The sequence below is a fragment of the Plesiomonas shigelloides genome, from assembly GCF_900087055.1.
Taxonomy (GTDB): domain Bacteria; phylum Pseudomonadota; class Gammaproteobacteria; order Enterobacterales; family CAMTGL01; genus Plesiomonas; species Plesiomonas shigelloides.
This window is the reverse complement of the sequence record NZ_LT575468.1, coordinates 1,168,152-1,194,104: the sequence shown is the minus strand read 5'-3', so window position 1 is coordinate 1,194,104 and position 25,953 is coordinate 1,168,152. Positions and strand designations below refer to the sequence as shown.

The 25,953-nt window shown below is 50.5% G+C and carries 22 protein-coding genes and 1 tRNA gene; 16 read left to right on the top strand and 7 right to left on the bottom strand.

The genetic code is table 11. The features are described from left to right. Positions 1 to 207: 207 nt before the first annotated feature. Positions 208 to 1,290 (bottom strand): AI-2E family transporter, encoded by a 1,083-nt coding sequence (locus NCTC9997_RS05185; RefSeq protein ID WP_010862001.1) that lies wholly within the window; start codon positions 1,288 to 1,290, stop codon positions 208 to 210. Positions 1,291 to 1,649: 359 nt separating this feature from the next. Here NCTC9997_RS05185 and folX point away from each other — a divergent pair, with 359 nt between their 5' ends. The 4 genes from folX to NCTC9997_RS05165 all read left to right on the top strand — a co-directional run bounded on the left by folX (position 1,650) and on the right by NCTC9997_RS05165 (position 4,841). Beyond that, positions 1,650 to 2,051: a dihydroneopterin triphosphate 2'-epimerase gene (gene folX / locus NCTC9997_RS05180; protein WP_064977498.1), complete on the top strand. Its 402-nt coding sequence runs from the start codon at positions 1,650 to 1,652 to the stop codon at positions 2,049 to 2,051. Positions 2,052 to 2,070: 19 nt separating this feature from the next. Further along, the gene (locus NCTC9997_RS05175) at positions 2,071 to 2,976 is read left to right on the top strand and encodes a TIGR01777 family oxidoreductase (RefSeq protein ID WP_064977497.1); all 906 of its coding nucleotides are present in this window, start codon (positions 2,071 to 2,073) and stop codon (positions 2,974 to 2,976) included. 72 nt (positions 2,977 to 3,048) lie between these two features. Next, entirely contained in the window at positions 3,049 to 3,912 is an 864-nt protein-coding gene (locus NCTC9997_RS05170) for an SDR family oxidoreductase (protein ID WP_064977496.1), read from the top strand. A gap of 74 nt (positions 3,913 to 3,986) precedes the next feature. Beyond that, positions 3,987 to 4,841: a thioredoxin family protein gene (locus tag NCTC9997_RS05165; RefSeq protein WP_064977495.1), complete on the top strand. Its 855-nt coding sequence runs from the start codon at positions 3,987 to 3,989 to the stop codon at positions 4,839 to 4,841. Positions 4,842 to 4,936: 95 nt separating this feature from the next. Here NCTC9997_RS05165 and NCTC9997_RS05160 read toward each other — a convergent pair whose 3' ends face one another. Then, positions 4,937 to 5,872: a LysR substrate-binding domain-containing protein gene (locus NCTC9997_RS05160; RefSeq protein WP_064977494.1), complete on the bottom strand. Its 936-nt coding sequence runs from the start codon at positions 5,870 to 5,872 to the stop codon at positions 4,937 to 4,939. Positions 5,873 to 5,987: 115 nt separating this feature from the next. Between NCTC9997_RS05160 and NCTC9997_RS05155 the strand changes: the two genes are divergently transcribed. Continuing rightward, complete coding sequence (locus NCTC9997_RS05155; RefSeq protein ID WP_461480327.1) at positions 5,988 to 6,998, top strand: TDT family transporter; 1,011 nt, start codon at positions 5,988 to 5,990, stop codon at positions 6,996 to 6,998. Positions 6,999 to 7,157: 159 nt separating this feature from the next. Here the strand turns inward: NCTC9997_RS05155 and cueR are convergent, their stop codons facing one another. Further along, the gene (gene cueR, locus NCTC9997_RS05150) at positions 7,158 to 7,601 is read right to left on the bottom strand and encodes a Cu(I)-responsive transcriptional regulator (RefSeq protein WP_064977492.1); all 444 of its coding nucleotides are present in this window, start codon (positions 7,599 to 7,601) and stop codon (positions 7,158 to 7,160) included. Between the two features lie 113 nt (positions 7,602 to 7,714). Between cueR and copA the strand changes: the two genes are divergently transcribed. The 6 genes from copA to rplY all read left to right on the top strand — a co-directional run bounded on the left by copA (position 7,715) and on the right by rplY (position 15,576). After that, positions 7,715 to 10,819: a copper-exporting P-type ATPase CopA gene (copA, locus tag NCTC9997_RS05145; RefSeq protein WP_064977491.1), complete on the top strand. Its 3,105-nt coding sequence runs from the start codon at positions 7,715 to 7,717 to the stop codon at positions 10,817 to 10,819. Between the two features lie 36 nt (positions 10,820 to 10,855). Continuing rightward, positions 10,856 to 11,302 (top strand): DUF411 domain-containing protein, encoded by a 447-nt coding sequence (locus NCTC9997_RS05140; RefSeq protein ID WP_064977490.1) that lies wholly within the window; start codon positions 10,856 to 10,858, stop codon positions 11,300 to 11,302. A gap of 292 nt (positions 11,303 to 11,594) precedes the next feature. Next, entirely contained in the window at positions 11,595 to 12,431 is an 837-nt protein-coding gene (locus NCTC9997_RS05135; RefSeq protein ID WP_010862011.1) for a TraB/GumN family protein, read from the top strand. Between the two features lie 251 nt (positions 12,432 to 12,682). After that, complete coding sequence (locus NCTC9997_RS05130) at positions 12,683 to 12,925, top strand: YecH family metal-binding protein (RefSeq protein WP_010862012.1); 243 nt, start codon at positions 12,683 to 12,685, stop codon at positions 12,923 to 12,925. A 351-nt stretch (positions 12,926 to 13,276) separates the two neighbouring features. Further along, positions 13,277 to 15,043, top strand: a complete 1,767-nt coding sequence (locus tag NCTC9997_RS05125; protein WP_064977489.1) for a DEAD/DEAH box helicase — start codon at positions 13,277 to 13,279, stop codon at positions 15,041 to 15,043. Between the two features lie 242 nt (positions 15,044 to 15,285). Further along, positions 15,286 to 15,576, top strand: a complete 291-nt coding sequence (gene rplY / locus NCTC9997_RS05120) for a 50S ribosomal protein L25 (RefSeq protein WP_010862014.1) — start codon at positions 15,286 to 15,288, stop codon at positions 15,574 to 15,576. 71 nt (positions 15,577 to 15,647) lie between these two features. Here the strand turns inward: rplY and yejK are convergent, their stop codons facing one another. Next, on the bottom strand, positions 15,648 to 16,658 hold the full coding sequence (yejK, locus tag NCTC9997_RS05115; protein WP_064977488.1) for a nucleoid-associated protein YejK: 1,011 nt from the start codon (positions 16,656 to 16,658) through the stop codon (positions 15,648 to 15,650). Between the two features lie 197 nt (positions 16,659 to 16,855). On the opposite strand from yejK, the gene NCTC9997_RS05110 reads away from it, so the two are divergent. The 3 genes from NCTC9997_RS05110 to NCTC9997_RS05100 all read left to right on the top strand — a co-directional run bounded on the left by NCTC9997_RS05110 (position 16,856) and on the right by NCTC9997_RS05100 (position 19,199). Continuing rightward, the gene (locus NCTC9997_RS05110) at positions 16,856 to 17,083 is read left to right on the top strand and encodes a YejL family protein (RefSeq protein WP_010862016.1); all 228 of its coding nucleotides are present in this window, start codon (positions 16,856 to 16,858) and stop codon (positions 17,081 to 17,083) included. Between the two features lie 23 nt (positions 17,084 to 17,106). Then, entirely contained in the window at positions 17,107 to 18,957 is a 1,851-nt protein-coding gene (locus NCTC9997_RS05105) for a DUF3413 domain-containing protein (protein ID WP_064977487.1), read from the top strand. 165 nt (positions 18,958 to 19,122) lie between these two features. Next, a tRNA-Pro gene (locus tag NCTC9997_RS05100) sits at positions 19,123 to 19,199 on the top strand. A gap of 670 nt (positions 19,200 to 19,869) precedes the next feature. Here the strand turns inward: NCTC9997_RS05100 and NCTC9997_RS05095 are convergent. After that, entirely contained in the window at positions 19,870 to 20,157 is a 288-nt protein-coding gene (locus tag NCTC9997_RS05095) for a hypothetical protein (RefSeq protein WP_064977486.1), read from the bottom strand. A 522-nt stretch (positions 20,158 to 20,679) separates the two neighbouring features. Further along, positions 20,680 to 21,183: a thiol peroxidase gene (tpx, locus tag NCTC9997_RS05090; protein WP_064977485.1), complete on the bottom strand. Its 504-nt coding sequence runs from the start codon at positions 21,181 to 21,183 to the stop codon at positions 20,680 to 20,682. Positions 21,184 to 21,546: 363 nt separating this feature from the next. Here tpx and NCTC9997_RS15475 point away from each other — a divergent pair, with 363 nt between their 5' ends. Then, positions 21,547 to 21,813, top strand: a complete 267-nt coding sequence (locus NCTC9997_RS15475; RefSeq protein ID WP_071849678.1) for a protease inhibitor I42 family protein — start codon at positions 21,547 to 21,549, stop codon at positions 21,811 to 21,813. A gap of 1,392 nt (positions 21,814 to 23,205) precedes the next feature. Here NCTC9997_RS15475 and NCTC9997_RS05080 read toward each other — a convergent pair. Beyond that, positions 23,206 to 24,852, bottom strand: a complete 1,647-nt coding sequence (locus NCTC9997_RS05080) for an alpha-keto acid decarboxylase family protein (RefSeq protein WP_064977483.1) — start codon at positions 24,850 to 24,852, stop codon at positions 23,206 to 23,208. A 134-nt stretch (positions 24,853 to 24,986) separates the two neighbouring features. Here NCTC9997_RS05080 and NCTC9997_RS05075 point away from each other — a divergent pair, with 134 nt between their 5' ends. Next, a complete protein-coding gene (locus tag NCTC9997_RS05075) occupies positions 24,987 to 25,895 on the top strand; it encodes a LysR family transcriptional regulator (protein WP_064977482.1) in 909 nt (302 codons plus the stop codon). The last annotated feature ends 58 nt before the right edge of the window (positions 25,896 to 25,953 follow it).

Sequence of the window (25,953 nt, the reverse complement as noted above, 5' to 3'; positions counted from 1 at the left end):
ACAGGATTTACACGCTGGGTATTCCCCTGTCACTTGCTTCATCTTTCTTTACGTTGTTGTTTTTAAACAGCTGAAGTTGATGTCAGCTGTTTCGATGAGGCAAGTTTCCTCCTAAGCCCCCGCGCTGACAAGCATTAAAACAAAGCCGGCGAAACTATTCGCCGGATTTGTTCGCTGAATCGCGTAAGCCTAATGTGAAACGAATCATCACTCGGGATGGGATGGCGGCTGTATCGATAATCCGTTGCAGGAGTTTTCTACCTCGCGGCCATCGCCAAGCAAGATAGCCAGCTTACGATGGGCGGGGCTGGCTTCCAGCGCTACTTTCACCGCCATGGTTAGAGGTACCGAGAGCAACATGCCTACCGAGCCCAATAACCAGCCCCAGAAAATCAATGATAAGAAAACCACCAACGTCGACAGCCCCAAACCACGGCCCATATAACGCGGCTCGAGCACATTGCCACACAGCAAATTGATCACCACATAACCCAGCGCCACGCCAGAGGCTTCCGGCACGCCATTGAGCAACAAGGCTTGTAACACCGGTGGGATTGCCGCAATCACCGATCCAATATTCGGAATGTAGTTAAGCAAGAAGGCCAAGGTGCCCCACAGCACGGCATAACGCACGTCTAAGCCAGAAAGCAGCCCCCACGCCAGCACCCCGGTTAACAAACTCACCCAGGTTTTGATCGCCAGATAGCGGTTAACGCTGTCCAGCACCCGATCCACATGCTTGAGCCCCATCTCGGGATCGTCCAGTGCTAGATGAATTTTGCCTTTGGCCGCTGGCGCTTCAAACAACATGAACACCACGGTCAACAGCAGCAAAAAGACATTAGCCATGATGCCGGAAAAGCTAGAGACAATCCGACTGACCGTTTTCACAATCACGCTCGGGTCAAACATCTGGTGGATTTGCTCAGACGAGATAGTGATATTCAGCTTCTCGGCCAGCGCCAGTACGTGGTACACCTGCTGCGTGATCTGATCCTTATACTGTGGGATGGTGCGGGTGAAATCATTAATCGATGCCCCCAACAAGCCACCCAGTAGCAGCAATGCAAACACCACTACGCTGAGGACCAGCAAAATCGCCACAATGCGCGGCACACGGCGGCGCACCATCAAATCCACCACCGGATGACATACAATGGCGATAAAGAGCGCCAGTAAAAATGGCACCACAATCTCTGAGGCAATTTTCACGCCGGCTAAAATCACCACCAGCGCCGCCAACCATACCGTACAGCGAACTCCCGCCTCGCGGTTATTACCCTCTGACATAACATCCTTCTCTTCAGCGCGTTACGGTTAAAATTCCCTCTTTCACGTCATAAAACCGCACATGATATAGCACGTTGCCAAATCAGCTGTGGTACAACATGCTCAAGACGCAACAGGTGCTGCGGCCAGCAAAAGAAGGTAAATTGCTTTTTGATCAGTATGTAACCTAATTCATCGCCATATTCTGCCATACTGTTCAAGAAGCGCATTAACATAAAAAGCGTACTTTTTTACACTGACCCAACCTGAAACGGGCGTCTTTGCACCCTAGTTCAAGCCATAGATAATGGCCGGAAAATACAATAATAAGCTCGGTAAAGAGTAAAACCAGTACGATAAAAAAATAGGAAAACGACGCTATGCAAGGAAAACCAACGCAAGAACAATCCCTGTCTGAGAAATCTACCGATGCGGTGATCCGTATCAAGAACCTGCGCCTGCGCACTTACATCGGCTTTAATGAAGAAGAGATGAAAAACACGCAGGATGTGGTGATCAATGTGGAGATTCACTATCCCGCATCGCAAGCCAGCTTGAGCGATAACGTGGCCGACGCACTGAACTATCGCACCATTACCAAAGCCATTATTGCGCACGTAGAGAATAACCGTTTCTTGCTGCTCGAGCGCCTGACCAAAGACATTCTGGACATCGCCAGCGGCCATGAGTGGGTCACGTTTGCCAGCGCGGAAGTGGATAAGCCACACGCTCTGCGCTATGCCGATTCTGTATCCTTGACCCTGAGCTACCGTAAGGAATAACTCCCGGAGGCGCTTTACCATGAACATTCTGATCACCGGCGCTACCGGCCTGATTGGCCGAGCCCTAACTCGGGTTCTTAAAGAGCATCATCAACTGACCATTCTGACCCGTGACACCGATCGTGCCCGATCGGTATTAGGCAGCAACATGGTGTTCTGGAATTCGCTCGGTGATCGAACGTCACTTGATGGTATTGATGCGGTCATCAATTTGGCCGGTGAGCCGATTGCCGACAAGCGCTGGACCGAGGAGCGCAAACAACTGCTCTGTCACAGCCGTTGGGATTTAACCGAAAAACTCAGTCAGCTGATTAACGCGAGCGAGACGCCGCCGCACACCTTTTTATCTGGCTCAGCAGTCGGTTTTTATGGCCGTCAGGGGGAAGTGTGCGTCGAGGAAGATGATCCGCCGCACGAGGAGTTTACTCACGCATTGTGCGCACGTTGGGAGGCATTAGCGCTGCAAGCGCAAAGCCCACAAACGCGGGTGTGCCTGATGCGCACCGGCATTGTGCTATCAACCCAAGGCGGAGCGTTAGCCAAAATGCTGCCGGCCTATCGGTTAGGCCTCGGCGGGCCACTGGGTAGCGGATTACAATATATGCCGTGGATCCACATCGATGATATGGTCGCTGCGATTGTCTTTTTGTTAGAAAACCCGACGCTGCAAGGACCATTTAACATGACAGCCCCTTATCCTGCGCGTAACTATGATTTCAGTGCCGCGCTGGCCGAGGTGCTGGATAAACCACATTTTATGAAAGTACCGGCGATGGCATTAGAGATGACCATGGGCGAATCGGCCAGCCTCGTGTTAACCGGCCAAAAAGCGCTGCCGACGCGCCTGAATAAAGCCGGTTTCCATTTTCGCTATACCGATTTACACGAGGCATTGGCCAGTTTACTCAAAGCGCAGCCCAATTAATCCGATTAACCACCCGCGTTACCCCGCCCGTCTTTGCACGGGCGCCGATTTTTTCATGGACAGAAAACCGTTATGCACAGCACTGATACGCCATCCTCGGCCCCCATCGATAACCACTCCATACTGATCACCGGTTGCTCATCGGGGATGGGCTATGAAACGGCGGTGGCCTTGCACCGCGCCGGTTATAACGTGATTGCCAGCTGTCGCGATCCGGCGGATGTTGCCCGCTTGCAAGGGGAAGGGCTGTTTTGCGTCCAACTGGATTTGCGTGACAGCGACAGCATCGCGCGCGCCGTGGCTGACACGCTGGCGCACACCGGCGGCACCCTGTATGCCCTGTTTAACAACGGCGCGTATGGCCAGCCCGGCGCAGTGGAAGATTTACCGCGCGCGGCCCTGCGTGAGCAATTTGAAACCAACCTGTTCGGCTGGCATGAGCTGACCTGTGCCCTGTTGCCGGTCATGCGTCGCCAAGGTTATGGCCGCATCATCCAAAATAGCTCGATTCTGGGGTTGGTGGCGATGAAGTATCGCGGCGCGTACAACGCCAGCAAATTTGCCCTCGAAGGGCTGACCGACACCTTACGCCTTGAGCTGCGCGGCAGTGGCATTCATGTCAGTTTGATTGAGCCCGGCCCTGTGGCAACGCGATTTCGCCCTAACGCGCTGGCCGCGTTTGAGCGCAATATTGCACTGAATGACAGCGTCCATCAGGCGGCATATCAGCAGCAGATTGCGCGGCTGTCTAAAGCTGGCATCAGCAATCGCTTTACCCTACCCGCTGAATCGGTGGTACCGCTGGTGCGTCATGCGCTGGAAAGCCCACGCCCGAAAGCACGCTATCCGCTGACGACACCGACTACAGTGTTCAGCTTCTTACGCCGTGCGCTGCCGGTACGTTGGTTAGATGCGCTACTGGCACGCGGAGATTAGGACGCCCCTTGAACTTACCGGCGCACATCCCCATATCAGGAGCATATCCGCCGGACCCTAGACCGAGGCTTATCATGGAAAACAACTATATTATTGACGTTACCGATGCCAACCTGCGCGACATTTTAGAGCGCGCGCAGCACACACCGGTCGTGTTTGATTTCTGGGCGGAGTGGTGTTCACACTGCAAGAGTTTGATGCCCATTCTGGAAAAGCTAGCACATGAGTACCAAGGGCAGTTTATTCTGGCCAAAGTCGATTGCGATCAGCAACCGGCCGTCGCCAGCCAGTTTGGTATTCGCAGTTTGCCTACCGTGTATATGTTCAAAAATGGCGAGCCGGTAGACGGTTTCCAAGGCGCGATCCCAGAAAGCGAAATTCGCGAAAAACTGCTGCAAATCCTACCGCAGCAAGATGAGCTGAAACTGGAGCAAGCCATCCAACTGTTGGGTGAAGGCAAGCATCAAGAAGCGGTACCAGTGCTGAAAGAGGCGCTGGAGCTCTCTGGCAATGCCAGTGACATTGCGCTGCTGCTGGCAGAAACCTATATCGTGCTGAATAAAATGGATGATGCCGAAGGGCTGCTCAATCAGATCCCACTGCAAGATCGCGATAGCCGTTGGCAAGGTCTGACCGCGCAAATCGAGCTGGCGCGTCAAGCCGCCGATACACCGGAAATTCAGCAACTGCAACAGGCCATGCAGCAAGAACCGGACAATGCCGAACTGGCGGTGAAACTGGCGCTGCAGTGGCATCAAGTGGGGCGTAACGAAGAAGCGCTGTCGCTGCTGATGGGATTCCTGCGTCGTGATTTGGGCGCTGCCAATGGCGGTGCCCGTAAAACCCTGACCGACATTATCGCGGCGCTGGGCAATGGCGATCCGCTGGCTAGCCAGTACCGTCGTCAGCTGTATTCGCTGCTGTATTAAACTGCGGTATTAAACCGAGAGTAAAACACCGCCAACTGGCGGTGTTTTTGTTGATAGCCTACCAATACCGGTCGGCAACGCACTGAGCGGCAAGATTAGCCTTGAGGCGACGCCAATTCCGCCGATTCAGCGACGGTATGCGGCCACGCCATGCAAAACTCGTGGAAGCAACGCAGCAAAGGCGACAAGTATTTTTCCTTGTGGATTGCGGTGCGCAGCTGACGGCGGGTCGGCAATGGCAGAGGCAAACGGCACAACGTCCCTAATTTCAAATCAGTCTCCACCGCAACCGCTGGCATATAGCCGATACCCAATCCAGCGCGGCAGGCCCCCAAAATCGCTTCGCTTTGATTGAGCTCCAAGCGTAAATGCCACGCATCTAGATGCGGCGCAATTGCGGTATTGAAGTGCTCACGTGAACCTGAGCCTTGTTCACGCACAATCCAGTACTGATCTTCAAAATCCAGTAGCGTCAAGGTGCCGGTCGCCAGATAACGCTGCGCTAATGGATGCTGCGGTGACGCCACCAGCCACATCTCATCTTGTTGCCAGTCATGCAAAATCAGCTGCGGATCGTGCAGATTGCCTTCCACCAAGATCATATCCAACTCAAAGCTGGTGAGCTTACCGGCCAAATCATGGGTGTTATCGATAGTGATGTGCGGCGTACATTCTGGATGCTGTTCGATAAACGCCCCCAACATTTGCGGCAACATGTAATTGCCGATGGTGTTGCTAGCGCCGATATGCAGGCTGCCACTGAGTTCGGTGTCTTGCTGAAAGGTTTGCTCTATCTGGTGCGCGCGCTGCAGCAGCTCATCGGCCATCGGCAACAAACGACGTCCTTGGCTGTTCAGATGCAGGCGATTGTTGACGCGGTCAAACAGACGCTGTCCTAGCTGCTTTTCCAGCTCTTGCAGCGCCATGCTCAGGGCTGGTTTGGTCAGGAACAACATTTCTGAGGCCTGCGTCATGTTTCCGTGCAACGCGATTGCGCTGAATACCCTGAGTTGTTTGAGGGTCAGACTCATACATTCAACCTTTCTGAACGATGTATTTAATTTATTCAAATATTATGACTTAACAAAAATAGTTATGATAGCTGACATTGAAATAAGACTGTTTGAGGCACCCATGATTAAGTCAGTGCATAGAAAGATTGGTAAAGTTCCTACCCCCATGGCGGGATTGGCTCTGGGTATTGCAAGTATTTTTTGGTGTTGGGAAAACTTTGGATCTTTCCACGGAAACGCACAATTAATCGGCGCCATCATTGGCGGTGCGCTGCTTAGCGTCGTCGCTATTAAATTTATTCTGCATCCACAACTGTTGCTGGATGATCTGGCTCACCCAGTAGTGGGTAGCGTGGCGCCAACCTTTGCGATGGGCACCATGGTGGTTTCGGCGACTGTCGATCACTACTCACCGTCTATCGGTGCTGCGCTGTGGATTGGCGCGGTGGTATTGCACCTGATCTTCTTAGCTGTGTTTACCGTGCATCGTGCTCGTGATTTTTCCTTGCATCACATGGTACCAAGCTGGTTCGTACCGCCAATTGGGATCATCGTGGCGGCGGTATCTGTACCGAACAACCCAGTACTGCGTGAAGTGGCCCAGTATCTGCAAAACTTCGGTATGCTGTGCTACGCCGTGATGCTGCCAATGATGCTGTATCGCTTTATCTTTACTCACAACGTGCCGGATGGCTCTAAGCCAACCATCGCTATCATGGCCGCACCAGCAAGTCTGTCTCTGGCCGGTTACCTGACCGTGATGTCAAATCCGTCTCCGGTGATTGTGGCGCTGCTGTTTGGTATCGCGGTACTGATGACATTCCTGATTTACTTGGCATTCTTCCATCTGCTGCGTCTGCCATTTAGCCCAGGTTATGCGGCCTTCACCTTCCCGATGGCCATTGGTGCAACCGCGCTGTTTAAACTGACTAACCTGATGCGTCACTGGAACATTAACCCATACTATGTCAACCAAGTGCATCAACTGGCTAACCTTGAACTGATTGTGGCCAGTATCATCATCGGTTATGTCGCGGTTCGTTATCTGTGGAACTACCTGCCACGTGGCACTGCGCAGAATAACGATGCTGGCAACAACAATATCCAGAAAAAAGAGTCTGTGGTTGCCCACAAAGCCGGTTAAGTGACTTAATCTCTGTCGACATTGAGACAGAACGCGCAAAACAGACACCAACAAAAAACCTCCCGCGGGAGGTTTTTTAATGCCTGCGGTTTACCATCCATTCCCACTGACAATGAAAATGCCCGAAACCGGCTCGAAACGGTGATGTTATGTAGGGTGTTATTTAGCTGGATGCGCTTTTTTGCAGGCCGTCTCGACATGCGGGGCGGCGGCATGGCAAGCGCCACTTAATCCGGAGATAATGGGGCAATCGGCCTCTTCATTACCCGGACACGCATCCACCAGCGCATGCAAGGTCGTGCGCATCTGCTGCAAATCGGCAATTTGCTGTTCCAGTTGGGCAATCTTCTGCTCGGTCTTGGCTTTCACATCGGCACTGTGCCGCGCCGGATTGCGAAACAGCGCCAGCAGCTCGGCACACTCTTCCAGCGTAAAGCCGACCTGACGCGCTTGACGCAATAACGTCAGCTCCTCGACATGTTTAGCGTTATAAAAGCGATAGCCGTTGTCTTGCCGCATCGGCATCACCAGCCCTTTATCTTCATAAAAACGCAGAGTTTTTGCCGTCAATCCGGTCTGTTTTGCCACGTCGCTGATATTCATGCTTATTTACCTAAATTAACGCTTGAAAGATCTGCTTGACCTTCCCCTTGCTGTAACCTTTATCGTAACTCTACAGTAATTCAATTGCGTAACCAGAAAAAGGAATGCATCACATGCCAACGACCGTTTTGCTAGCCCTTGAGGGCTTAAAGTGCATGGGTTGCGCCAACAAAGTGAAAAACACCCTGTTGACGCTGTCAAATGTAACCGACGTGACCGCCACCCCGCAGTATGCCAAGGTGATCGGTGACGCCCCCGTGGACGAACTCATCCAACAAATTAACGCACTGGGGTATCAAGCGATGACTGCGAACAAACCCGATCTGATCTTGTCTTTAAATGGCCTAGCCTGCGGCAGCTGCGTGGCCAAAACTCAAGCCGCGCTGGAAGCGGTCAGCGGTGTCGTCAGCGCCGAAGTCGATAAAACTTCCGCACGAATTTTCGGTAGCGCGTCAGCCGATGCGCTGATTGCCGCCGTCACCGCGGCCGGTTATCAAGCACAGGTAGCTGAATCTGCCACTAACACTGAAACCGCACAAACCAGCGCGCCCGTTACGGTATTGGCACTCAGCGGACTGGCGTGCGAAAGCTGCGAACACGCAACGCGCACTGCGTTACTGGCAGTCAGCGGCGTCTCCGATGCACGCGTGAGTAAAACCCGCGCCGAAGTCGACGGCACTGCCGATAGCGCGGCACTGATTGCTGCGGTCGAAGCGGCGGGTTATCACGCCCAACTGGCCGATGCGACAGCGGAGAGCACAGTAAAAAAGCCTGATCCGGAGGGCGTAGAAACTGTGCGCGCTCCGGTGACTCAAGAGGTGGCTGAGGCGATGCAGGCATGCCCTGTCGCTGAGCCTTCAGCCGCCACGCAGTCTACTATACCTGCACCAACCGAGGCGCAGGTTGAACCGAAGAGTGCCGCCGCCCCCACCGCGGCGAGCGTTAATCACGCCGCCGATGACGATGCCATCCAATTGATGCTCACCGGGCTCAGTTGTGCCAGCTGTGTCACCAAAGTACAAAACGCCCTGCAGGCGGTACCGGGTGTACAGCAAGCACGGGTGAATCTGGCCGAGCGAACTGCGTTAGTGATGGGCCATCCACAGCCACAGGCGCTGGTACAGGCCGTGTCAGATGCCGGCTATCAAGCCGAAGTGGTGGTAGACGAAGCGCTGCGCCGCGAGAAACAGCAAAAGGCCGCCGCCGCGAACCTCAAACGCTTAACCTGGCAATCCATCGTCGCGTTGGGAACCGGTGTCCCGCTGATGATCTGGGGCATGATCGGCGACAACATGATGATCACCGCCGATAACCAGACCCTGTGGACCTGGCTGGGTAGCTTGACGCTGCTGGTGATGATCCTTACCGGTCGCCATTTTTATGTCAGCGCATGGCGCGCATTGAAAAATGGCTCGGCGACGATGGATACCTTAGTGGCGCTCGGCACCGGTGTGGCATGGCTGTACTCGATGGTGGTGACCTTATGGCCACAATGGTTCCCGCCTGAAGCGCGGCATCTCTATTTCGAAGCCAGCACCATGATCATCGGTCTGATTAACGTCGGGCATGCGCTGGAGCAAAAAGCGCGCTCACGCTCTTCTGCCGCGCTGGAACGTTTGCTGGATCTGACGCCGCCTACCGCCCGCGTGGTACACGCCGATGGCAGCGAGCAAGTCATGCCGCTGGCCGAGGTTCAAACAGGGATGGTACTGCGTCTGACTACGGGCGATCGGGTTCCGGTCGACGGGGAAGTCAGCAGCGGCGAAGCTTGGTTGGATGAAGCCATGCTGACCGGCGAGCCAATCCCGCAGCAAAAACAGCATGGCGATACCGTACATGCCGGCACGCTGGTGCAAGACGGCAGCCTGCTGTTTACCGCTAAAGCGGTCGGTAGCCAGACCACCCTGTCGCGCATTATCCATCTGGTGCGTAATGCCCAGAGCAGTAAGCCGGAAATAGGTCGCATTGCCGATCGAATCTCGGCGGTATTCGTTCCCGTGGTGGTCGCGATTGCGATCGTCAGTGGCTTGATTTGGTATTTCGTGGGGCCGCAGCCGCAAATCGCCTATGCGCTGTCTGTCGCCACCACCGTGCTGATCATTGCTTGCCCGTGTGCGCTGGGTCTGGCGACCCCGATGTCGATTATCTCTGGTGTTGGTCGCGCCGCTGAATTCGGCGTGCTGATCCGCGATGCCGATGCGCTGCAACAAGCCAGCAAGGTCAATACCTTGGTGTTCGACAAAACCGGCACCTTGACCGAAGGGCGTCCACAAGTCACTGCCGTTACCTGTCTGGCCGATGCCGATGAGCAGCAGGTGCTGCAATGGGCTGGCGCATTAGAGCAAGGCTCCAGTCACCCGCTGGCGCTGGCGGTACTGCAAAAAGCGCAAGGCTTAACCCTGCCTGCTGTGACCGAGTTTCGCACCCTGCGCGGCCTTGGCGTGGAAGCGCGCGCCGATGGGCAGCGACTGCTACTCGGTAACATGGCACTGATGATGCAAAACGGCATTGATACCAGCGCCGTTCAAGCACAGCTAGAACAAGCAGCGTCCCGTGGTGTCACGCCGGTTCTGCTGGCGCGTGAGCAACAGCTGATTGCCCTGCTGGAAATTCGCGATCCGCTGCGGGCCGACAGTATCAGCGCCTTGCAACGCCTGCACCACGACGGTTTCCGTTTGGTGATGCTGACCGGTGATAACCCTATCACTGCCAATGCTATCGCCAAAGAAGCAGGGATCGATCAGGTAATTGCTGGCGTACTGCCTGACGGTAAAGCGGCCGCCATCACTGAGCTGCAACAGCAAGGCCACGTGGTCGCCATGATTGGCGATGGCATCAACGATGCCCCAGCGCTTGCTCAAGCGGATGTTGGGATTGCCATGGGTGGCGGGAGTGATGTGGCTATCGAAACCGCGGCCATGACCTTGATGCGTCATAGTTTGCACGGTGTTGCCGATGCCATGGAGCTGTCACGCGCAGTGATGCGCAATATGAAACAAAACCTGTTTGGTGCGTTTGTCTACAACAGCCTGGGTATTCCGATTGCCGCAGGGATTTTGTATCCGTTCTTGGGTGTATTGCTTAATCCGATTGTCGCCGGTGGTGCGATGGCACTGTCATCGATCACCGTGGTTTCTAACGCTAACCGGTTATTGCGCTTTACCCCCGAAAATTCACCGGCAGAGGCTGATCTCAAGTCAAACGTCGGTGACCAGTAAACCGTAACACAGGAACCATTACTTAAAGGAGTCATGATGAAACGAGCGTTATTTGCCGCGGCACTGGGGCTAGTCTCCGCTTCCGGCTTCGCCGCGACCACCGGCATCACCATGTACAAATCGCCGTCTTGCGGCTGCTGCTCAGAATGGGCCAAGCACATGCAACAGGCAGGCTATGAAGTCACTACGGTGATGTTGGATGACAACGCCCTGTATCAGCTGAAACAAAAACACCACATTACCCCAGAGCTGATGTCTTGCCACACCGCCATTGTGGGCGATTACGCGATTGAGGGGCATGTCCCAGCCTCAGATGTTGCGCGCCTGCTCAAAGAAAAACCGGCGATTAGCGGCATCAGCACCCCGGGGATGCCGGTGGGTAGCCCAGGTATGGAGCAAGGCGATCGCCGCGATCCGTACACGGTCGTGACCTTTGATGCGACAGGCAATCGAACCGCGTTTAGCCGCCACAACGGTGCCTGATGTGGATAGCGTGCTACGCCATCACCGCCGATAACACTGCGGTATCACAGTAAAATCGCAGTAAAGAGAAACAATTTTCATTACGGGGCTTGCAGGAACTTTCTGCCGGCCCCATTTTCTTACTATAGGTACCCACTATAAATACTTACTCTTAGTAGTAAGAGAATGGGAGTGAAAGATGAAAGACACGTTCAGTGCCCGAGCCCACTCACCGGTCACCACTGGCGACACTCTGCATCTCTCACTGCCGCTAAGCCGACGGTACGCGCTGTCTGTCGTTACGGAGCAGGTTATGAAAAAACTTTTTAGCAGGCTCGCCCTGTGGCTGGGATTAATCTCTCCGCTGGCACAAGCTTATCCCGCGGTGGATGTCCGCATGGATGATGTTGATCTGGAGCTGGTCGGCAGCATCCATATGGCTAGCGATCGCTTGGCAACACTGCCGGCCTCGCTGCTCGAACGTCTGGATCAGGTCGATGCCCTGATTGTCGAAGCCGATATTACGGCCTCTGAACCACTGGCGCCAATCGCGCCACCAACTCAACCGCTGTCTGCCCGTCTGAATACCGAGCAGTTTGCGCTACTGGAAAAATATGCCCATGAAACGGGGCTTTCTGTGCCGTTACTGAACAGTTTGCATCCATGGCAAGCGGCGCTCACCTTGCAAGCCATGCAAGCACAAAAACTGGGGATGAGCGCCGAATACGGTGTCGATTACCAAATTCTGCAGCACGCACGCCAACGCGCGCTGCCTATCATTGAACTGGAAGGCTCCCAGACCCAGATGAATATACTGGAAACGCTGGAAGATGATGGGATGCCGCTGCTGGTCGAAACCTTAGAGGAATGGGACAACACCGCGGTCACCTTGAAGCAAGTGGAATCGTTGTGGGTCAGTACCGATAAAACCGTTCCGAGCTTGGACAATGTGCCTGACTTAGCCGATGGCCTGCACAGCCCACTGCTGGCAGAGCGTAATCAGAAATGGGCCGATAAACTTAAAGACATGCCGCCAGGTCGTTATATGGTGGTGGTCGGTGCGCTGCACTTAATTGGTAAAGATAACCTGCCGCAGTTACTGCAGCAGTCCACCACTACGGCATCCACGTCGGCGGCCAAACTCATCTAGATCCGGTTACCACAGTTTTTGTGTGTTCAATCTCTGTGCCGTCAACGCGCGCTTGCGACGACGGCATTTTCTCTTTTTACCGCCTCATTTGCTGCATCCTAGCTTTCTACAAGCAGGCTTTCTGGATCCTAATTTTCGAAAACCTAGCCTTCTGCGAAATCCGTACTCAATAACATAGATAATTAATGCATCTTTTATGCTAGGATAACCACTTATCTTGAACCTATCCCATTACTGCAACGGAGATCCCCATGAGCGCATCAGTTCACGGTCATGAAGTCATGCACATGATGCTGCAAGCCAGCACCCCGTTTACCAAAGCCTCGTTGATTGCGGCCATTGAACAAAAATTCGGTGCCGAAACCCGTTTTCATACCTGCTCGGCAGAAAACATGACAGCGGCAGAGCTGGTCGAGTTTTTAGAGCGCAAAGGGAAATTCATTCCTGCCGGCGACGGTTTTTGCACGTCGGAAGACAAAATTTGCCGTCACTAAAAGACGACGATTTGGGTTCTCATAGCAACCCAAGCCTCTAATCGAACCGCGTGACAGTATTAACCCGTTAAAACTGTCGCGCCGTTCAAATCAATATATCCCCCGCGATGTGCTTTGCATTTCTGATCCCTGCTGATTTCTTTTCATTGCCCTTCATTGTTCTGATGCTGGAGTAATCACTCGCAAACGTAATTGAGCCACGCTACACCGGAGCCGCCCTATTCACGACTGGCCGCTACTGGTCACTACCGATCGCCACTGGATAAAAAACCAGGCCATGCCATACCGAATCGCCGATACCGCTGGTATACTGCCAGTCTGCGTTATTGATGAGATTTGGCTACCGACTCCATGGCTTTTACTCTCCGCCCCTATCAGACCGAAGCCGTACAGGCTGTGATTACCCACTTTCGCCACCACGACGCGCCTGCGGTGATTGTGCTGCCCACCGGTGCCGGAAAAAGTCTAGTGATTGCGGAGCTGGCTCGTAAAGCGCGTGGACGGGTGTTAGTACTGGCTCACGTGAAAGAGTTGGTGGAGCAAAACCACGCCAAATATTGCGCCTATGGATTGGATGCCGATTTGTTTGCCGCCGGACTGAATGCCAAACAGAGTGATGGCAAGGTGGTATTCGGCAGCGTACAATCGGTCGCTCGCAACTTAGAAGCCTTCAATGATGCCTTTTCCCTGCTGATCATTGATGAATGCCACCGCGTAGGTGATAGTGAAGACTCACAATATCGGCAAGTGATCGACCACTTACGCCGCCATCAGCCTCAGCTGCGGATCCTCGGCCTCACTGCCACCCCCTATCGACTGGGCAAAGGGTGGATTTACCGCTACCACTACCACGGCATGACCCGCGCCGATAGCAGCGCCGAATGCTTGTTTCGCGATTGTATTTACGAACTGCCGCTGCGCTACATGATTAAGAACCATTACCTGACGCCGCCGCATCGCCTCGATATGCCGGTTGTGCAATACGATTTTAGTAAGCTGCAACCGAACCAAAACGGCTTATTTTCCGAACGCGAACTCAATGACAGTCTGCGTCAGCAAAAGCGGATCACCCCACATATCATTGCGCAGGTGGTGGAATATGCTGCCGAGCGACGCGGGGTAATGATTTTTGCCGCCACCGTGGAGCATGCCAAAGAGATCTACGGCCTGCTACCTACCGGTAAAGCGGCGTTGATCACCGGCGATACGCCGAGCATCGATCGCGATCAGCTGATTCAGGCGTTTAAAGCGCAAACGTTGCGCTATCTAGTAAACGTGTCAGTACTGACTACCGGCTTTGATGCACCACATGTGGATCTGATTGCCATTTTGCGCCCGACCGAATCGGTAAGTTTGTACCAACAAATCGTCGGTCGCGGTCTGCGCCTCGCTCCCGATAAAGCTGATTGCCTCATTTTGGACTACGCCGGCAACCCGCACGACCTGTACACCCCCGAAGTGGGAAGCCACAAACCGGCCTCCGACAGCCAGCCGGTACAGGTTTTTTGCCCTGCCTGTGGTTTTGCCAACCAATTTTGGGGCAAAACAGACAGCGCCGGTCAGGTCATTGAGCACTTTGGTCGCCGCTGTCAGGGCTGGTTTGAAGACGATGATGGCGCTCGCGAACAGTGCGACTACCGTTTTCGCTTTAAAAGCTGCCCGCACTGCGGCGCCGAAAACGACATTGCCGCGCGCCGCTGTCAGCAATGCGATCAGGTATTGGTTGACCCAGACGATATGTTAAAAGCCGCCTTGAACCTGCGCGATGCGCTGGTACTGCGCTGCGGAGGCATGCACCTAGCAAGTGGCCAAGACAGTAAAGGCGAATGGCTGGATATCACCTATTTCGATGAAGACGGCGCAGATGTCAAAGAACGCTTCTATCTGAGCACCAGCGCACAGCGGCACGTGTTTACCCTGCACTTCCTGCGTCAACATCAGCGCGCGCCAGGCGTGCCGTTGGCGTGGCAAAATGCCGACGATATCTTAAAGCAACAAGACTTGCTGCGGCATCCCGACTTTGTTGTCGCGCGACAGCAGGGAAAATACCTGAAGATCCGCGACAAAATCTTCGACTACCAAGGACGCTTTCGCAAAGCTCATGAGCTGCGCGGTTAAACACAAGACGATCCTCAAGATCATACGCAAGGATCAATAAGGATCGTTTTTAGGCTGTTTCTGGGCAAAATGTCAGCTCTCATGTTGCGTCAGCGCCACAACGCTGCCAGAACAAGGCGCTAACTGACAGATTCAATTTGCGGTCAGGGTATAATTTCGGTAAAATCCGCCCTCGTTTTACTCGGGTTTAATGCTGGGTCGCCTGCGTTAAGCCTTTAACTAACCTTAAGTGAGAAACAATAATGTTCACTTTCAACGCTGAAGTTCGTTCTGACAAAGAGCAGGGTAAGGGTGCGAGCCGCCGCCTGCGTACTGCTAACAAAATCCCTGCTATCGTTTACGGTGGCAACAAGCCAGCAGTATCTATCGTTCTGGACCACGACGCTATCATCAACGTGCAAAAGAATGACGCTTTCTACAACAGCGAACTGACTCTGGTTATCGCTGGCGAAGAAGTAAAAGTTAAAGTTCAGGCTATGCAGCGTCACGCGTTCAAGCCAAAAGTAACTCACATCGACTTCGTTCGCGCTTAATTTTTTTCGCGCTTCGACCGATGAAAAAAACGCCGCAATTGCGGCGTTTTTTGTTATCTATCATTTGTCGCTCAAGAAGAAGAGCCACCACGGCGCTGCAGCTGATCACGCAGATTCGGTGGCGTGCCTTTGATAGTCAGGGTATCTGTGGCTGGATCCCAAAAAATTCGCTCCCCCATCAGTAAGGCATCAAAACTCAGCGTAATGCCACCACCACTGCCGGTAAATTTGGTCAGTTGACGCAGTGTGCTGCGATCGGCCGGGAAGGTTTCTTCCAGTGCGTAGTCTTGTTGCTCGGCAAACTGATAAAAGTTTTGCTCCCCCACTTCTGGCAACTCGTTAGACAGCTCTTTCAGCGCAATCTCTTCGCCCGCTTGCAACTGCTCATTACAATAGCTGTAAACCTTCTGGCGGTATTCCTGACGCTCGTTTTTATCCAACTGCGCTTCGGCGCAATAATCATCCACCGCTTGCAGCAAGCCACGGTTTTGCGCCTTGGTATCTAGCCCTTCTGCCGCGCCAAGAAAATCCATAAAGAAATCGGACACTTTACGCCCTACTCGGCCTTTGACGAAAGTCAGATAGCGTTGCGATTCTGGGTTGCTCTGCCACTCGGTCAGATCAATGCGCGCCGCCACATCCAGATGATTGATGTCCAAATACTGCGTCGTGCTCACATCCAGCGCTTCGTTAACGCGCATACTGACGCAACTGTTCAGTTGGGCAATGAACAGGTATTCTGACGCCAGATAGCGATATTGGCACATCACCACCACACCGCTTTCAGCAAACGGATATTTGGCCAACTCATCACGCAGCTGCGTGGTCGCCTCACGGGAAAAAGAGAGAAAATCAGTTTGCTGCTGAACCAGCGCCCGTAGCTTTTCGGCAAACTGGCTTTCAGTATCAAACAGGCCATACGCCTTCCCGGCCTTAGCGGAATATACCCGGTGCAGTTCCTCCATCATCTGCTCAGTGGCGTCACTGACGGTCAGTAAGGAATCACGCAAGATCATTTGCAGCGTTGATTCATCTTGTTTGACCAGTTGGTGCAGTACGATATGGTTAACTTTAAGGGTCATGTTGCCGTTTCTCCGCATGCGCGTTGATTCATCAAAAGCCAAGCTTTTGTGAGGGTTTTGAATAAGGGGATATTGAATCACCCTGCCTCTCGCAGCGCAACCGAAAAGCAATCAACAGGTCAGTGCACAAAAAAGCAGAAATCGGCAGGCGCTTTAGGTATCATATTCCACTAAAACACCGTTATGAGCACAGTTTAATGCCACAAAAATCTCGTTACAGCGACGAAAAAGTCGAACAAATTCTGAATGAAATGATTGAAACTCTCGAGCGTCATCAGGTTCCGGTTGACCTGTCGCTGATGGTTTTAGGTAATATGGTCACTAACGTGATTAACTCCAGCATTGCTCCGGCACAGCGTAAAGTGATTGCACGCTCTTTTGCCGATGCACTGCTTTCTTCTGTTAAAGAAGAGAAACTGCAATAAATGACAGGGGTGGCAGAAGCCTGATGTTCAAGACCGGCCCGCAGTACCGAGAAAAAGTGTCCCAGATGATTACCTGGGGACACTGGTTTGCCTTATTTAACATATTGGCGTCACTGGCGATTGGTAGCCGCTATTTTCTGGCCGCCGACTGGCCACCGACACTATTCGGACGGGTCTATGCCTTTGTCAGCTGGATCGGGCATTTTGGTTTTTTAGGCTTTGCCGCTTACCTGCTAATTCTGTTCCCGCTCACCTTTGTGGTGATGTCGCAACGGATCTTACGGCTGGTTGCCGTCATTCTGGCGACCAGCGGTCTTACCTTATTATTGGTTGATACCGAAGTTTTCAGCCAATTCCACTTGCACCTAAGTCCAGTGGTGTGGGAAATCCTCGTCAATCCTGATGACGGCGAGCTTTCGCGCAATTGGCAGCTGCTGTTTGTGGCCGTTCCACTTATCTTCTTGATTGAGCTACTGTTCGCCAACTGGAGCTGGAACAAGCTACGCAGCCTGAGCCGTCGTACCTTCGACCGCTATTTTGCGGTGCTCTTTATCGCCTGCTTTATTACCGCACATCTGGTGTACAGCTGGGCCGATGCGACTTTGTATCGCCCAATCACCATGCAAAAGGCCAACCTGCCGCTGTATTATCCAATGACCGCTAAGCGCTTTTTGGAGCGTTATGGTTTCTTGGATCAGGCTGAATACGCCCAGCAACGTAGTCAATTTGGCAGCCCAGATGCCTCAACCGTTCACTATCCGCGTGAAGATGTGAACTATCAAATTCCGGCGGGCGCACCTCGTTATAATGTCTTGATGATTGTGGTCAACGGCCTGCGTGCTGACGCCCTCAATCCGCAAGAGATGCCAGCGCTTAATCAGTTTGCAGACGGCGCACAGCGCTTTACCAATAACTTTAGCAACGGCAATAATGCCAATAGCGGCTTGTTCGGGCTGTTTTATGGTATTACGCCAACCTATTTGGATGGCATTCTCTCGATTCAAAAATCCTCAGAGATGATCGATTTGCTGCAAAAGCAGGACTACCAAATGGGTCTGTTCTCTGCCAATGGCTTCGCAGCCCCGCTCTATCGACGCTCGCTGTTCAATGGTTTTTATCTACCGAAAAACCATCCGAAAAATCTGGTGAAAAGTGATGCTGCCGTAACACAGCGCTGGCAACAGTGGGTCACCCAACCGGATCGTAAAGAGCCGTGGTTTGCTTACGTCAATTACAGTGTGCCGGCCGCCTTCGATAAAGCCATCAGCCAGCGCAGCCGTGGACTGGAAAACAACAACGAAGATGCCATTCAAGCCACCAGTGCCACTGAGCTAGAAGTCAAGTACGCCAAAGCCGTCACCAGTGTGGATGAGCAATTGCAGAAGGTATTTACCACATTGCAGCAAGATAACCTGTTGCAAAATACCATTGTGATTATCACCTCGGATCACGGCATGGAGTTTAACGAGACCGGCCATAATCGTTGGGGTTATAACCAAAGTTTCAGTCCGTATGAGCTGCATGTGCCGTTGGTCATCCACTGGCCAGGTAAACCTGCCGCCACGGTACAAAAGCTAACCAGCAATCTGGATGTCTCCACCACGTTGATGCAAGATTTGCTGCACGTGACCAATCCAACCTCAGACTACTCACAGGGTGAAAACCTGTTTACGCCTGAGCGCAAAAATAACTGGATCTTGGCCGGTGACGCAAACCAGTTGGTGATCATCAGCCCAGATCAGCAGATGCAACTGGATAACCGTGGCCAGTTCAATGCCTATGACAACAATTACAAGCCATTGCCGGAAGACAAACCACGGCTGGCGGTATTGCTGCAAGCATTGAAAGAAGTGCGGCGATTTATCACTGACTAAGCGGTTATAGGTCATCAGTACATGATGACCTACCCACAGACCGGCGCGCATATTGATGCTGACATCAGCCGCGTAGTCCGGTTCTGTGAGCCGGCTGGCAGCTTTGTGGCTTTTTTAATTTGCCGACTTGCATTTATCCATTAAATCAGTAGGATAGCATTCAGTCGGCATGTAGCGCAGCCCGGTAGCGCACTGTCATGGGGTGTCAGGGGTCGCTGGTTCGAATCCAGTCATGCCGACCAAAAATTCCCTTAAAACCAGCCTATACGGCTGGTTTTTCTTTTTGAATTAAAGGCAATACTGAAACTTGGACATAAAGAGGAAACCCCCTCGCTCAGAGCTCCAAATAAGTTATCCCCACAGCCGCGCCCCTCTCCCCTATTTAACCGCTTATGCTTTCCTTGCCAATAATGTGGCATGCTCACAACACCCCTGTCCCCTTACATCTTTCTTACATCTTTCTTACATCAGGATGCGGCATCAGAAAATTGTCAGCGCAAAAACGCGAATAGCATCACTCTCATGGAAGAGGGCTTAGATGATGGGGGAAAAGAGCAATAGCCCTAACACAGGGAATAAATCAAAAAAGATCATTAGATGGAAAAACATAAAAAAGCACCAGCACCGAGGGTAATGGTACTGGTGCAGCAACCCCACGCGCAGCCAATGCCATACGTGGTGCTGAATTCATATGCTACCCGTCGATAATATAAGTTCTATTAGTCGTGTTTCATGGGGGGATTATGGTTGTGCGGTAAATATCACGAATTGAAGCGCAGGATGAACCAAAATGTCGCAACTATAACCCAATATATCTCTATCCAGATGGTTGCCTGAGCAATTTAAAATCCGCATAGGCAACTTATTGAGTATGGCCAGAAAGTGAAGTGTTCCTATATTATTTTTTCACTCTCAGCGAGTTACTCCATCAATTTTTTTGGGGAAACTCATATTCAACAAAAAAGTGACGACCATAAAAAATAGCCCACACGAACTGGTGACTGTCAGCAATGCAATGACGCGAGAGAAAAGTAAGTTTGCTCCCCAATATAAACGAACAAAAAAGACCATCCATAAAAAATCACTTTCCGCTAATCTTATTGCTTCCTCTAATGATTGCGCATGGAAATTGCCCAAAATCAATAATGCCATGGCGAGGGTGATAAGCAGAGAAACAATCAAAATGGTTGTTCTTTTCATGGTTATCCCCTACCTAAATCGCATTCAATGCCTATGATTGTATGGAGAACATAAAAGCGGGTAAACACATGAATGTTCAATTTTGTGATAATAATGAATATGATTTGTATCAGAATATATGATTGATACTTGCAGCATCACTTCGAAATAACGCTCAATCATACGAGTTCACTGACTGAAAATAATCACACTCGGTAATTACTCATGGATATTATTTCCTGATTATTATTTAGGTAGTGGTGAACAAAAGTAATTTCGTTACGGATTAAACCATACTGATACGCTTTCATACGTGATCCATGCCCGAGATCTCGCTAACGTAAAGGTAGAGTTAGTCCTCTGTCTTTTTAGTATTTCACTGCATTCATTTCTCCTGTGTGTTGAATTTCCCTCGCCAGATCCGTATCTGGCTTTTTTTTGCCTTGCATTCCAGAGTAGCTAACCACCGCATGCCAAATTGGCCATAAAAAAAGCCCACTGTGACCAGCGGGCTTACTTTAACGTGCAAAAATCGAGTTTTAGTTACTTCAGTACTGCCAATGCCGCGGCATAATCGGGCTCATTAGCCACCTCAGCAACCAATTCACTGTGTAGTACGTGATTGTTTTCATCCAGCACAATCACAGCGCGCGCCGCCAATCCGCCCATTGAACCGGTGGCAAAGGCTACCCCGTAATCTTGCATGAAGGATGCGGAGCGCAGGGTTGATAACGTGATGACATTTGCTAGCCCTTCTGCGCCACAAAAGCGCGCTTGCGCAAACGGCAAGTCCGCTGAAATGCACAACACGACCGTGTTATTCAAGCCAGATGCCTCAGCATTGAACTTACGTACCGACGTGGCACACACGGCAGTATCAATGCTTGGAAAAATATTTAAGATTTTACGCTGCGCACCAAAGCTGGCCAGCGTGACATCATTCAGATCTTTATCCACCAGCGTAAAAGGCTTGGCCTGTTCGCCTTTAGCGGGAAAATGCCCGGCGACTTCAACCGGAACGCCTCTGCGGGTAACCGTTGTGCTCATGTCCAATCCTTGCTTGCCTAGTTAATTAACCTCTTGAGTATAACCAAGGGACACAGCGACAAACACAGAGAAAGTAGAGGGTTTTGTAATCCCCTACGGCGTACTGTCATGATTAGTTTACTTTAGTGGGTAAATCTGCGAGCTGAAGATAAAAAAATGCACCGCTATCGGGAGAGATAACGGTGCAGCTATTCCACGGGAGGCCAGAGCGATAACGTGGCGCTTGAAATTACCTATTACGTTATCACCTTACCTATTTATTGATTGTGGTCACATATACCAATCCAAATTACGGGAAATGCATCACATTAATACTTCTTAAATTAATGTATTGGCATTTCAATTTTCCATCTGTATCAGCATTTGCAGCATCTTATTGAATTACCCGCAAACCCAACCACAGGCTATACATGGCTGCTCAGGGAACTACCAGATGAAGTTGCTCTGCTCAATATGAATTACCAGCTCTCTACTGATTGCAAACCTGGCATGACAGGCTGCGATGGCAAAACCATTCTTCAACTCGTCGGGATTGAAAAGGGGCATGGTGATTTAGTCCTGCAATATGCAAGACCTTTTGAGACACTCTCTCAGCCAACGTACAGTATTAAGATTAGCGTCACTGAGTAATTATCGACTGCACTTCTCTAATGAATGGCCGGCTCAAAGATGCGTTGAGCCGGTTATGGCACTATGATCTACTATTACCAATAAATCATAATGTTAGCTTATGTCGCTTAAATTTTATTTTGCGAAGTAGACTCTTCTGCTGATGACTCCTTTTTATCAATAAAAGTCATTATCAATAAATGGCGGATCATCCAATAAAAGAGCACACACGACGAAATGATCGTTAAAGAAACGATGACTCTTGCCACCTCTAGGCCAATGCCAAAGAAAAGTCGCATGAGAAAAACCATCCACATGAAATTATTTTCTGCGGAAAACATCGCATGACTGAGACTTGATGCTTGAAATATTCCCAGCATCAAAGTGACAGCAACAATAGTAATAATAAATGAAATAATACTAATGTACTTTTTTGTCACTAAAGCACCAACCGTTCAAGAGGCCAGATTGAAGGAGAGGATTGTATTGATAAAGATCACAAGAGTAAATATGCATTTGCATGCGCAGAGCAATTTCATTACATATCGCATGCAACTCGATTATTGTGTGATGATTTAGAAGTCAGTAAAAGTAATTTTCACTAAGATACTTTTACTTCTAAAATAGATTGACAATATGGAAAAGCATTAATTGCATTTTTCACTTGCTCTTTGCCTACGAATTGGCGGCTTATTTGAAATACAAACTACTCTCACTTACGGTTTTGGCCACAAACGTAGGAATAGTGAAGATAAGAGTTGCTCACACAATAAATACGAGCAGACCGCAACGAGTAAATAACAGGCTGCCAGCAGACTTTCGAAGAATGACGGGTGAATGCTCGAAGATAAGAACAAAAACGCAGCCAAATACTTTATCTGTTTAATCGCCTCATCCATGACGGTATGGCTGAATGCATGCTGCATAATACCGAGAGAAAAAAGCAAAATAAAATATGCGCATACAATAGCCAATACTCTTGCTATCGCCAGATTCCAGAAACGTCCTTGCACTAGCATCCATTAACCCTCATTGCCTATTTAAGCAAAATAATAGACATGTTATTCATTCAGCATCAAAACCAAGCTGAAAATATCATTAAAATCAATGAATAATACAGGAGTTATGACCGCTTAGCTACCATAAAGCAAGAGACAGATAACAGCGTTATGCCATACAAAATCAGTTCAAAACAAATATGTTTTTCTCGTCAACTTTTGTCGAAATTTTATGCCACACATTCATTTATAAAAAGAATACAAATAAACTAATGCATAAATAATTCGTAAATTTGAACATGGTAGTTTGATAGTTCTAACATTTATTGCGTAAAAATAAAGGCCATCATGATGGATGGCCTTTACGATTTTTAAAATAATCTACTTGTGTAGACAATACTCAAGATTCTGAAACTTAAGCCGAGTACAGTGAGTTGATAGATTGGTGCAATTTTTCAGCAAGCTCTGATGATGCATATTTCTCTGTAATCACTTCGATATAAGCACCCGTACCGCAAGTTTCAGCTTGGCGAATTGCGGTATCCAACTCCTCACACGTCGTGACACAAGCGGTAAACCAGTTTTCACATCCCATCGCTTCTGGCAGTTTTTCATATTTCCACTGCGCCAGATCGTTGTAATAAATGTCACCATCTTTGCACAATAAACGCTCGATTAAGTATCCATCATTATTGAGAACAAAAATCAGTGGCTTCAAGCCAAAACGATAAAATTGGCTAATCTCCTGCGCGGTCAGCTGGTGTGAGCCTTCACCGGTAATCAATACCGTACGTTGCTCTGGTGCCGCCATTGCCGCACCAAAGGCCGCAGGGGTAGCCCAACCAATCGCGCCCCACAAAGTTTGGTTGTGGAAAGTCGACCCCTGTGGCATACGAGCAAAACCTAAGCCCATAGATGATGTACCGGTTTCAGCCATCAAAATGTCATTCGGTTTGAGCATTTGTTGCCAACGTGAATAAAGATATTCTGCCGTAATCTTGCCACTGGCAGTCACTACTGGCAGTGCTGTAACTTTTGGTGCATGTGCCGGGAAAGCTTTTTTACTGACTTTTTTAGCCACCGCCTCTAGCACATCCTTCATTAGCACTCGGTTATACACCGCCCCACCGATTTGCACTGACTCCGGCATGATGGCAATACACTTACGGCTATCAAGCCGCGCAGTAAACGCACCAGTGTTGAAATCCGACATGATCGCACCGATTCTCAACACACAATCGCTGCTTTCAACAAAATCACGGACATTCGCATCCATCAAATTGCCGTTATACATCCCGATATAGTTGGAATGACTTTCATCCAGCACGCTCTTATCCATCATCATGGTGGCAAACGGCAGGTTCGCCGCTTCAATCAGACTCAGCGTTTCTTGACGCACACCATGACGCGCCAAGTAGATCCCTGGCAGTACGCAAGCTTGCTGGCTGTTATTCAAGCGATCAGCCAGAATATCAACCACTTCAGTCAGTACCACAGGATCGCTGCTTTCTGTCACCGTGGCAGGCACAGCCATTTCCACTACAGGCATGGTGGCATAATCACTCGGGAAAACCATGTATACCGGTTTACGATAACGCAGTGCCGCAGCAATCAAGCGTTCCGTTTCAGCCACACAGTTTTCCGGAGTCATAATCGCACGAGCACACACAAACGGCGCAGTGGCTTCATAAAACGTAGTGAAATGACCATCACCCAATGTGTGGTGTACGAGTCCGCCTTGGGCTTGCACACTGCTTGCCGGCATCCCTACCAAGTGGAAAATCGGCAGCGATTCGGCAAATGCGCCCGCAATGCCACTGATAGCACTGAGCTCCCCAACACCAAAGGTGGTACTCAGCGCAGCCATGCCATGAATACGGGCATAACCATCGGCTGAATATGCCGCATTTAACTCATTACAGTTACCAATCCAGCGCAGGCGATTATCTTCACACACTGCATCTTCGATAGGAAAAGCATAATCACCAGGAACACCGAAAATATCACTGATGCCCAGATCGTACAGGCGGGACAGTACATGTTGAATAACAGTCTTAGCCATAATATTTCCCTCAATTAATTTATGCTAACAAACGAGGTCGTTTGCGTAATTGCAGTATTTGTTTATCCCTCGCATAATGGAAATGCTTTATTTTTATCGCCCTCATAACCAAACGTTATTCACTTGGGATTAACATGAATTTACGCGAGCTCCGATATTTTATTGAAGTGGTAAAAAATAATGGTTTTGGCCGTGCTACAGAAACGCTGCATGTCACACAACCCGCGATTAGCAGGGCGATTAAGCAACTTGAGGATGAGTTAGGCGGGGAGCTATTAATTCGTGAATCGCGCGGGGTTCGTTTAACCGATCGCGGACGTATTTTGTTACGTTATGCTGAAAACATTCTGCAGCAGGAAAATAATTTACACATAGAGCTGAATGATATCAGTGAAGAAATTACTGGGATATTAAAAGTAGGGCTACCACCTATTATTGGCGCAGTTTATTTCCCAGAAATATTATTTACTTTTCGTAAACGTTGCCCAAAAGTCGAACTTGAAATTGTTGAAATGCCAACTCCGCAATTAGAGGATGCTCTGCATAGTGGAGCTATCGAAATTGCAGCAGCAATGCTTCCCATGCATGCTGAAGGGTATAAAATCCAAAAATTTGCCACAGACTCTTTGGTGATTGTCGCTCCACGTCAGCATCCATTAAGTCAGAAAAGTCATGTCTCTATTGTGGAGCTCGCCCGCGAGCCCTTTATCCTGTTTGCCGAGCAGTTTAAAGTCAATGAGTTAATCTACAGTGCCTTCGGGTTACATGGGTTAATTCCCAAGGTCGTCGGTCGCAGCAGTAACTTTGAGTTGGTTACGGCCATGGTACGCTCCGGTATGGGAATTTCATTGCTTCCGGCATCCGTCTGGCAAAACAAAACTGCGTCAGACTTTGCTGCGATCCCGGTGAGCGATCCGCCCCTGCCCTATGACGTCGGGTTAATTCGCCGCTCTGGAGATGTCATCAGCCGAGGTTGTGAGGCGTGGATTGAGGTGTCTGCGAATATTCTACATTTTGATGTCTCGCCTGATTTTATTCTGTAATTGCCGTTGCCTGCCGGCTCTATCGATAGCAGATAGAGCCATGGTAAAGCATGGCTCT

Excerpts from the sequence above, each read along its gene's own strand:
- NCTC9997_RS05185 (WP_010862001.1), bottom strand. The coding sequence starts at position 1,290 with ATGTCAGAGGGTAATAACCGCGAGGCGGGAGTTCGCTGTACGGTATGG.
- folX (WP_064977498.1), top strand. The coding sequence starts at position 1,650 with ATGCAAGGAAAACCAACGCAAGAACAATCCCTGTCTGAGAAATCTACC.
- NCTC9997_RS05175 (WP_064977497.1), top strand. The coding sequence starts at position 2,071 with ATGAACATTCTGATCACCGGCGCTACCGGCCTGATTGGCCGAGCCCTA.
- NCTC9997_RS05170 (WP_064977496.1), top strand. The coding sequence starts at position 3,049 with ATGCACAGCACTGATACGCCATCCTCGGCCCCCATCGATAACCACTCC.
- NCTC9997_RS05165 (WP_064977495.1), top strand. The coding sequence starts at position 3,987 with ATGGAAAACAACTATATTATTGACGTTACCGATGCCAACCTGCGCGAC.
- NCTC9997_RS05160 (WP_064977494.1), bottom strand. The coding sequence starts at position 5,872 with ATGAGTCTGACCCTCAAACAACTCAGGGTATTCAGCGCAATCGCGTTG.
- cueR (WP_064977492.1), bottom strand. The coding sequence starts at position 7,601 with ATGAATATCAGCGACGTGGCAAAACAGACCGGATTGACGGCAAAAACT.
- copA (WP_064977491.1), top strand. The coding sequence starts at position 7,715 with ATGCCAACGACCGTTTTGCTAGCCCTTGAGGGCTTAAAGTGCATGGGT.
- NCTC9997_RS05140 (WP_064977490.1), top strand. The coding sequence starts at position 10,856 with ATGAAACGAGCGTTATTTGCCGCGGCACTGGGGCTAGTCTCCGCTTCC.
- NCTC9997_RS05135 (WP_010862011.1), top strand. The coding sequence starts at position 11,595 with ATGAAAAAACTTTTTAGCAGGCTCGCCCTGTGGCTGGGATTAATCTCT.
- NCTC9997_RS05130 (WP_010862012.1), top strand. The coding sequence starts at position 12,683 with ATGAGCGCATCAGTTCACGGTCATGAAGTCATGCACATGATGCTGCAA.
- NCTC9997_RS05125 (WP_064977489.1), top strand. The coding sequence starts at position 13,277 with ATGGCTTTTACTCTCCGCCCCTATCAGACCGAAGCCGTACAGGCTGTG.
- rplY (WP_010862014.1), top strand. The coding sequence starts at position 15,286 with ATGTTCACTTTCAACGCTGAAGTTCGTTCTGACAAAGAGCAGGGTAAG.
- yejK (WP_064977488.1), bottom strand. The coding sequence starts at position 16,658 with ATGACCCTTAAAGTTAACCATATCGTACTGCACCAACTGGTCAAACAA.
- NCTC9997_RS05110 (WP_010862016.1), top strand. The coding sequence starts at position 16,856 with ATGCCACAAAAATCTCGTTACAGCGACGAAAAAGTCGAACAAATTCTG.
- NCTC9997_RS05105 (WP_064977487.1), top strand. The coding sequence starts at position 17,107 with ATGTTCAAGACCGGCCCGCAGTACCGAGAAAAAGTGTCCCAGATGATT.
- NCTC9997_RS05095 (WP_064977486.1), bottom strand. The coding sequence starts at position 20,157 with ATGAAAAGAACAACCATTTTGATTGTTTCTCTGCTTATCACCCTCGCC.
- tpx (WP_064977485.1), bottom strand. The coding sequence starts at position 21,183 with ATGAGCACAACGGTTACCCGCAGAGGCGTTCCGGTTGAAGTCGCCGGG.
- NCTC9997_RS05080 (WP_064977483.1), bottom strand. The coding sequence starts at position 24,852 with ATGGCTAAGACTGTTATTCAACATGTACTGTCCCGCCTGTACGATCTG.
- NCTC9997_RS05075 (WP_064977482.1), top strand. The coding sequence starts at position 24,987 with ATGAATTTACGCGAGCTCCGATATTTTATTGAAGTGGTAAAAAATAAT.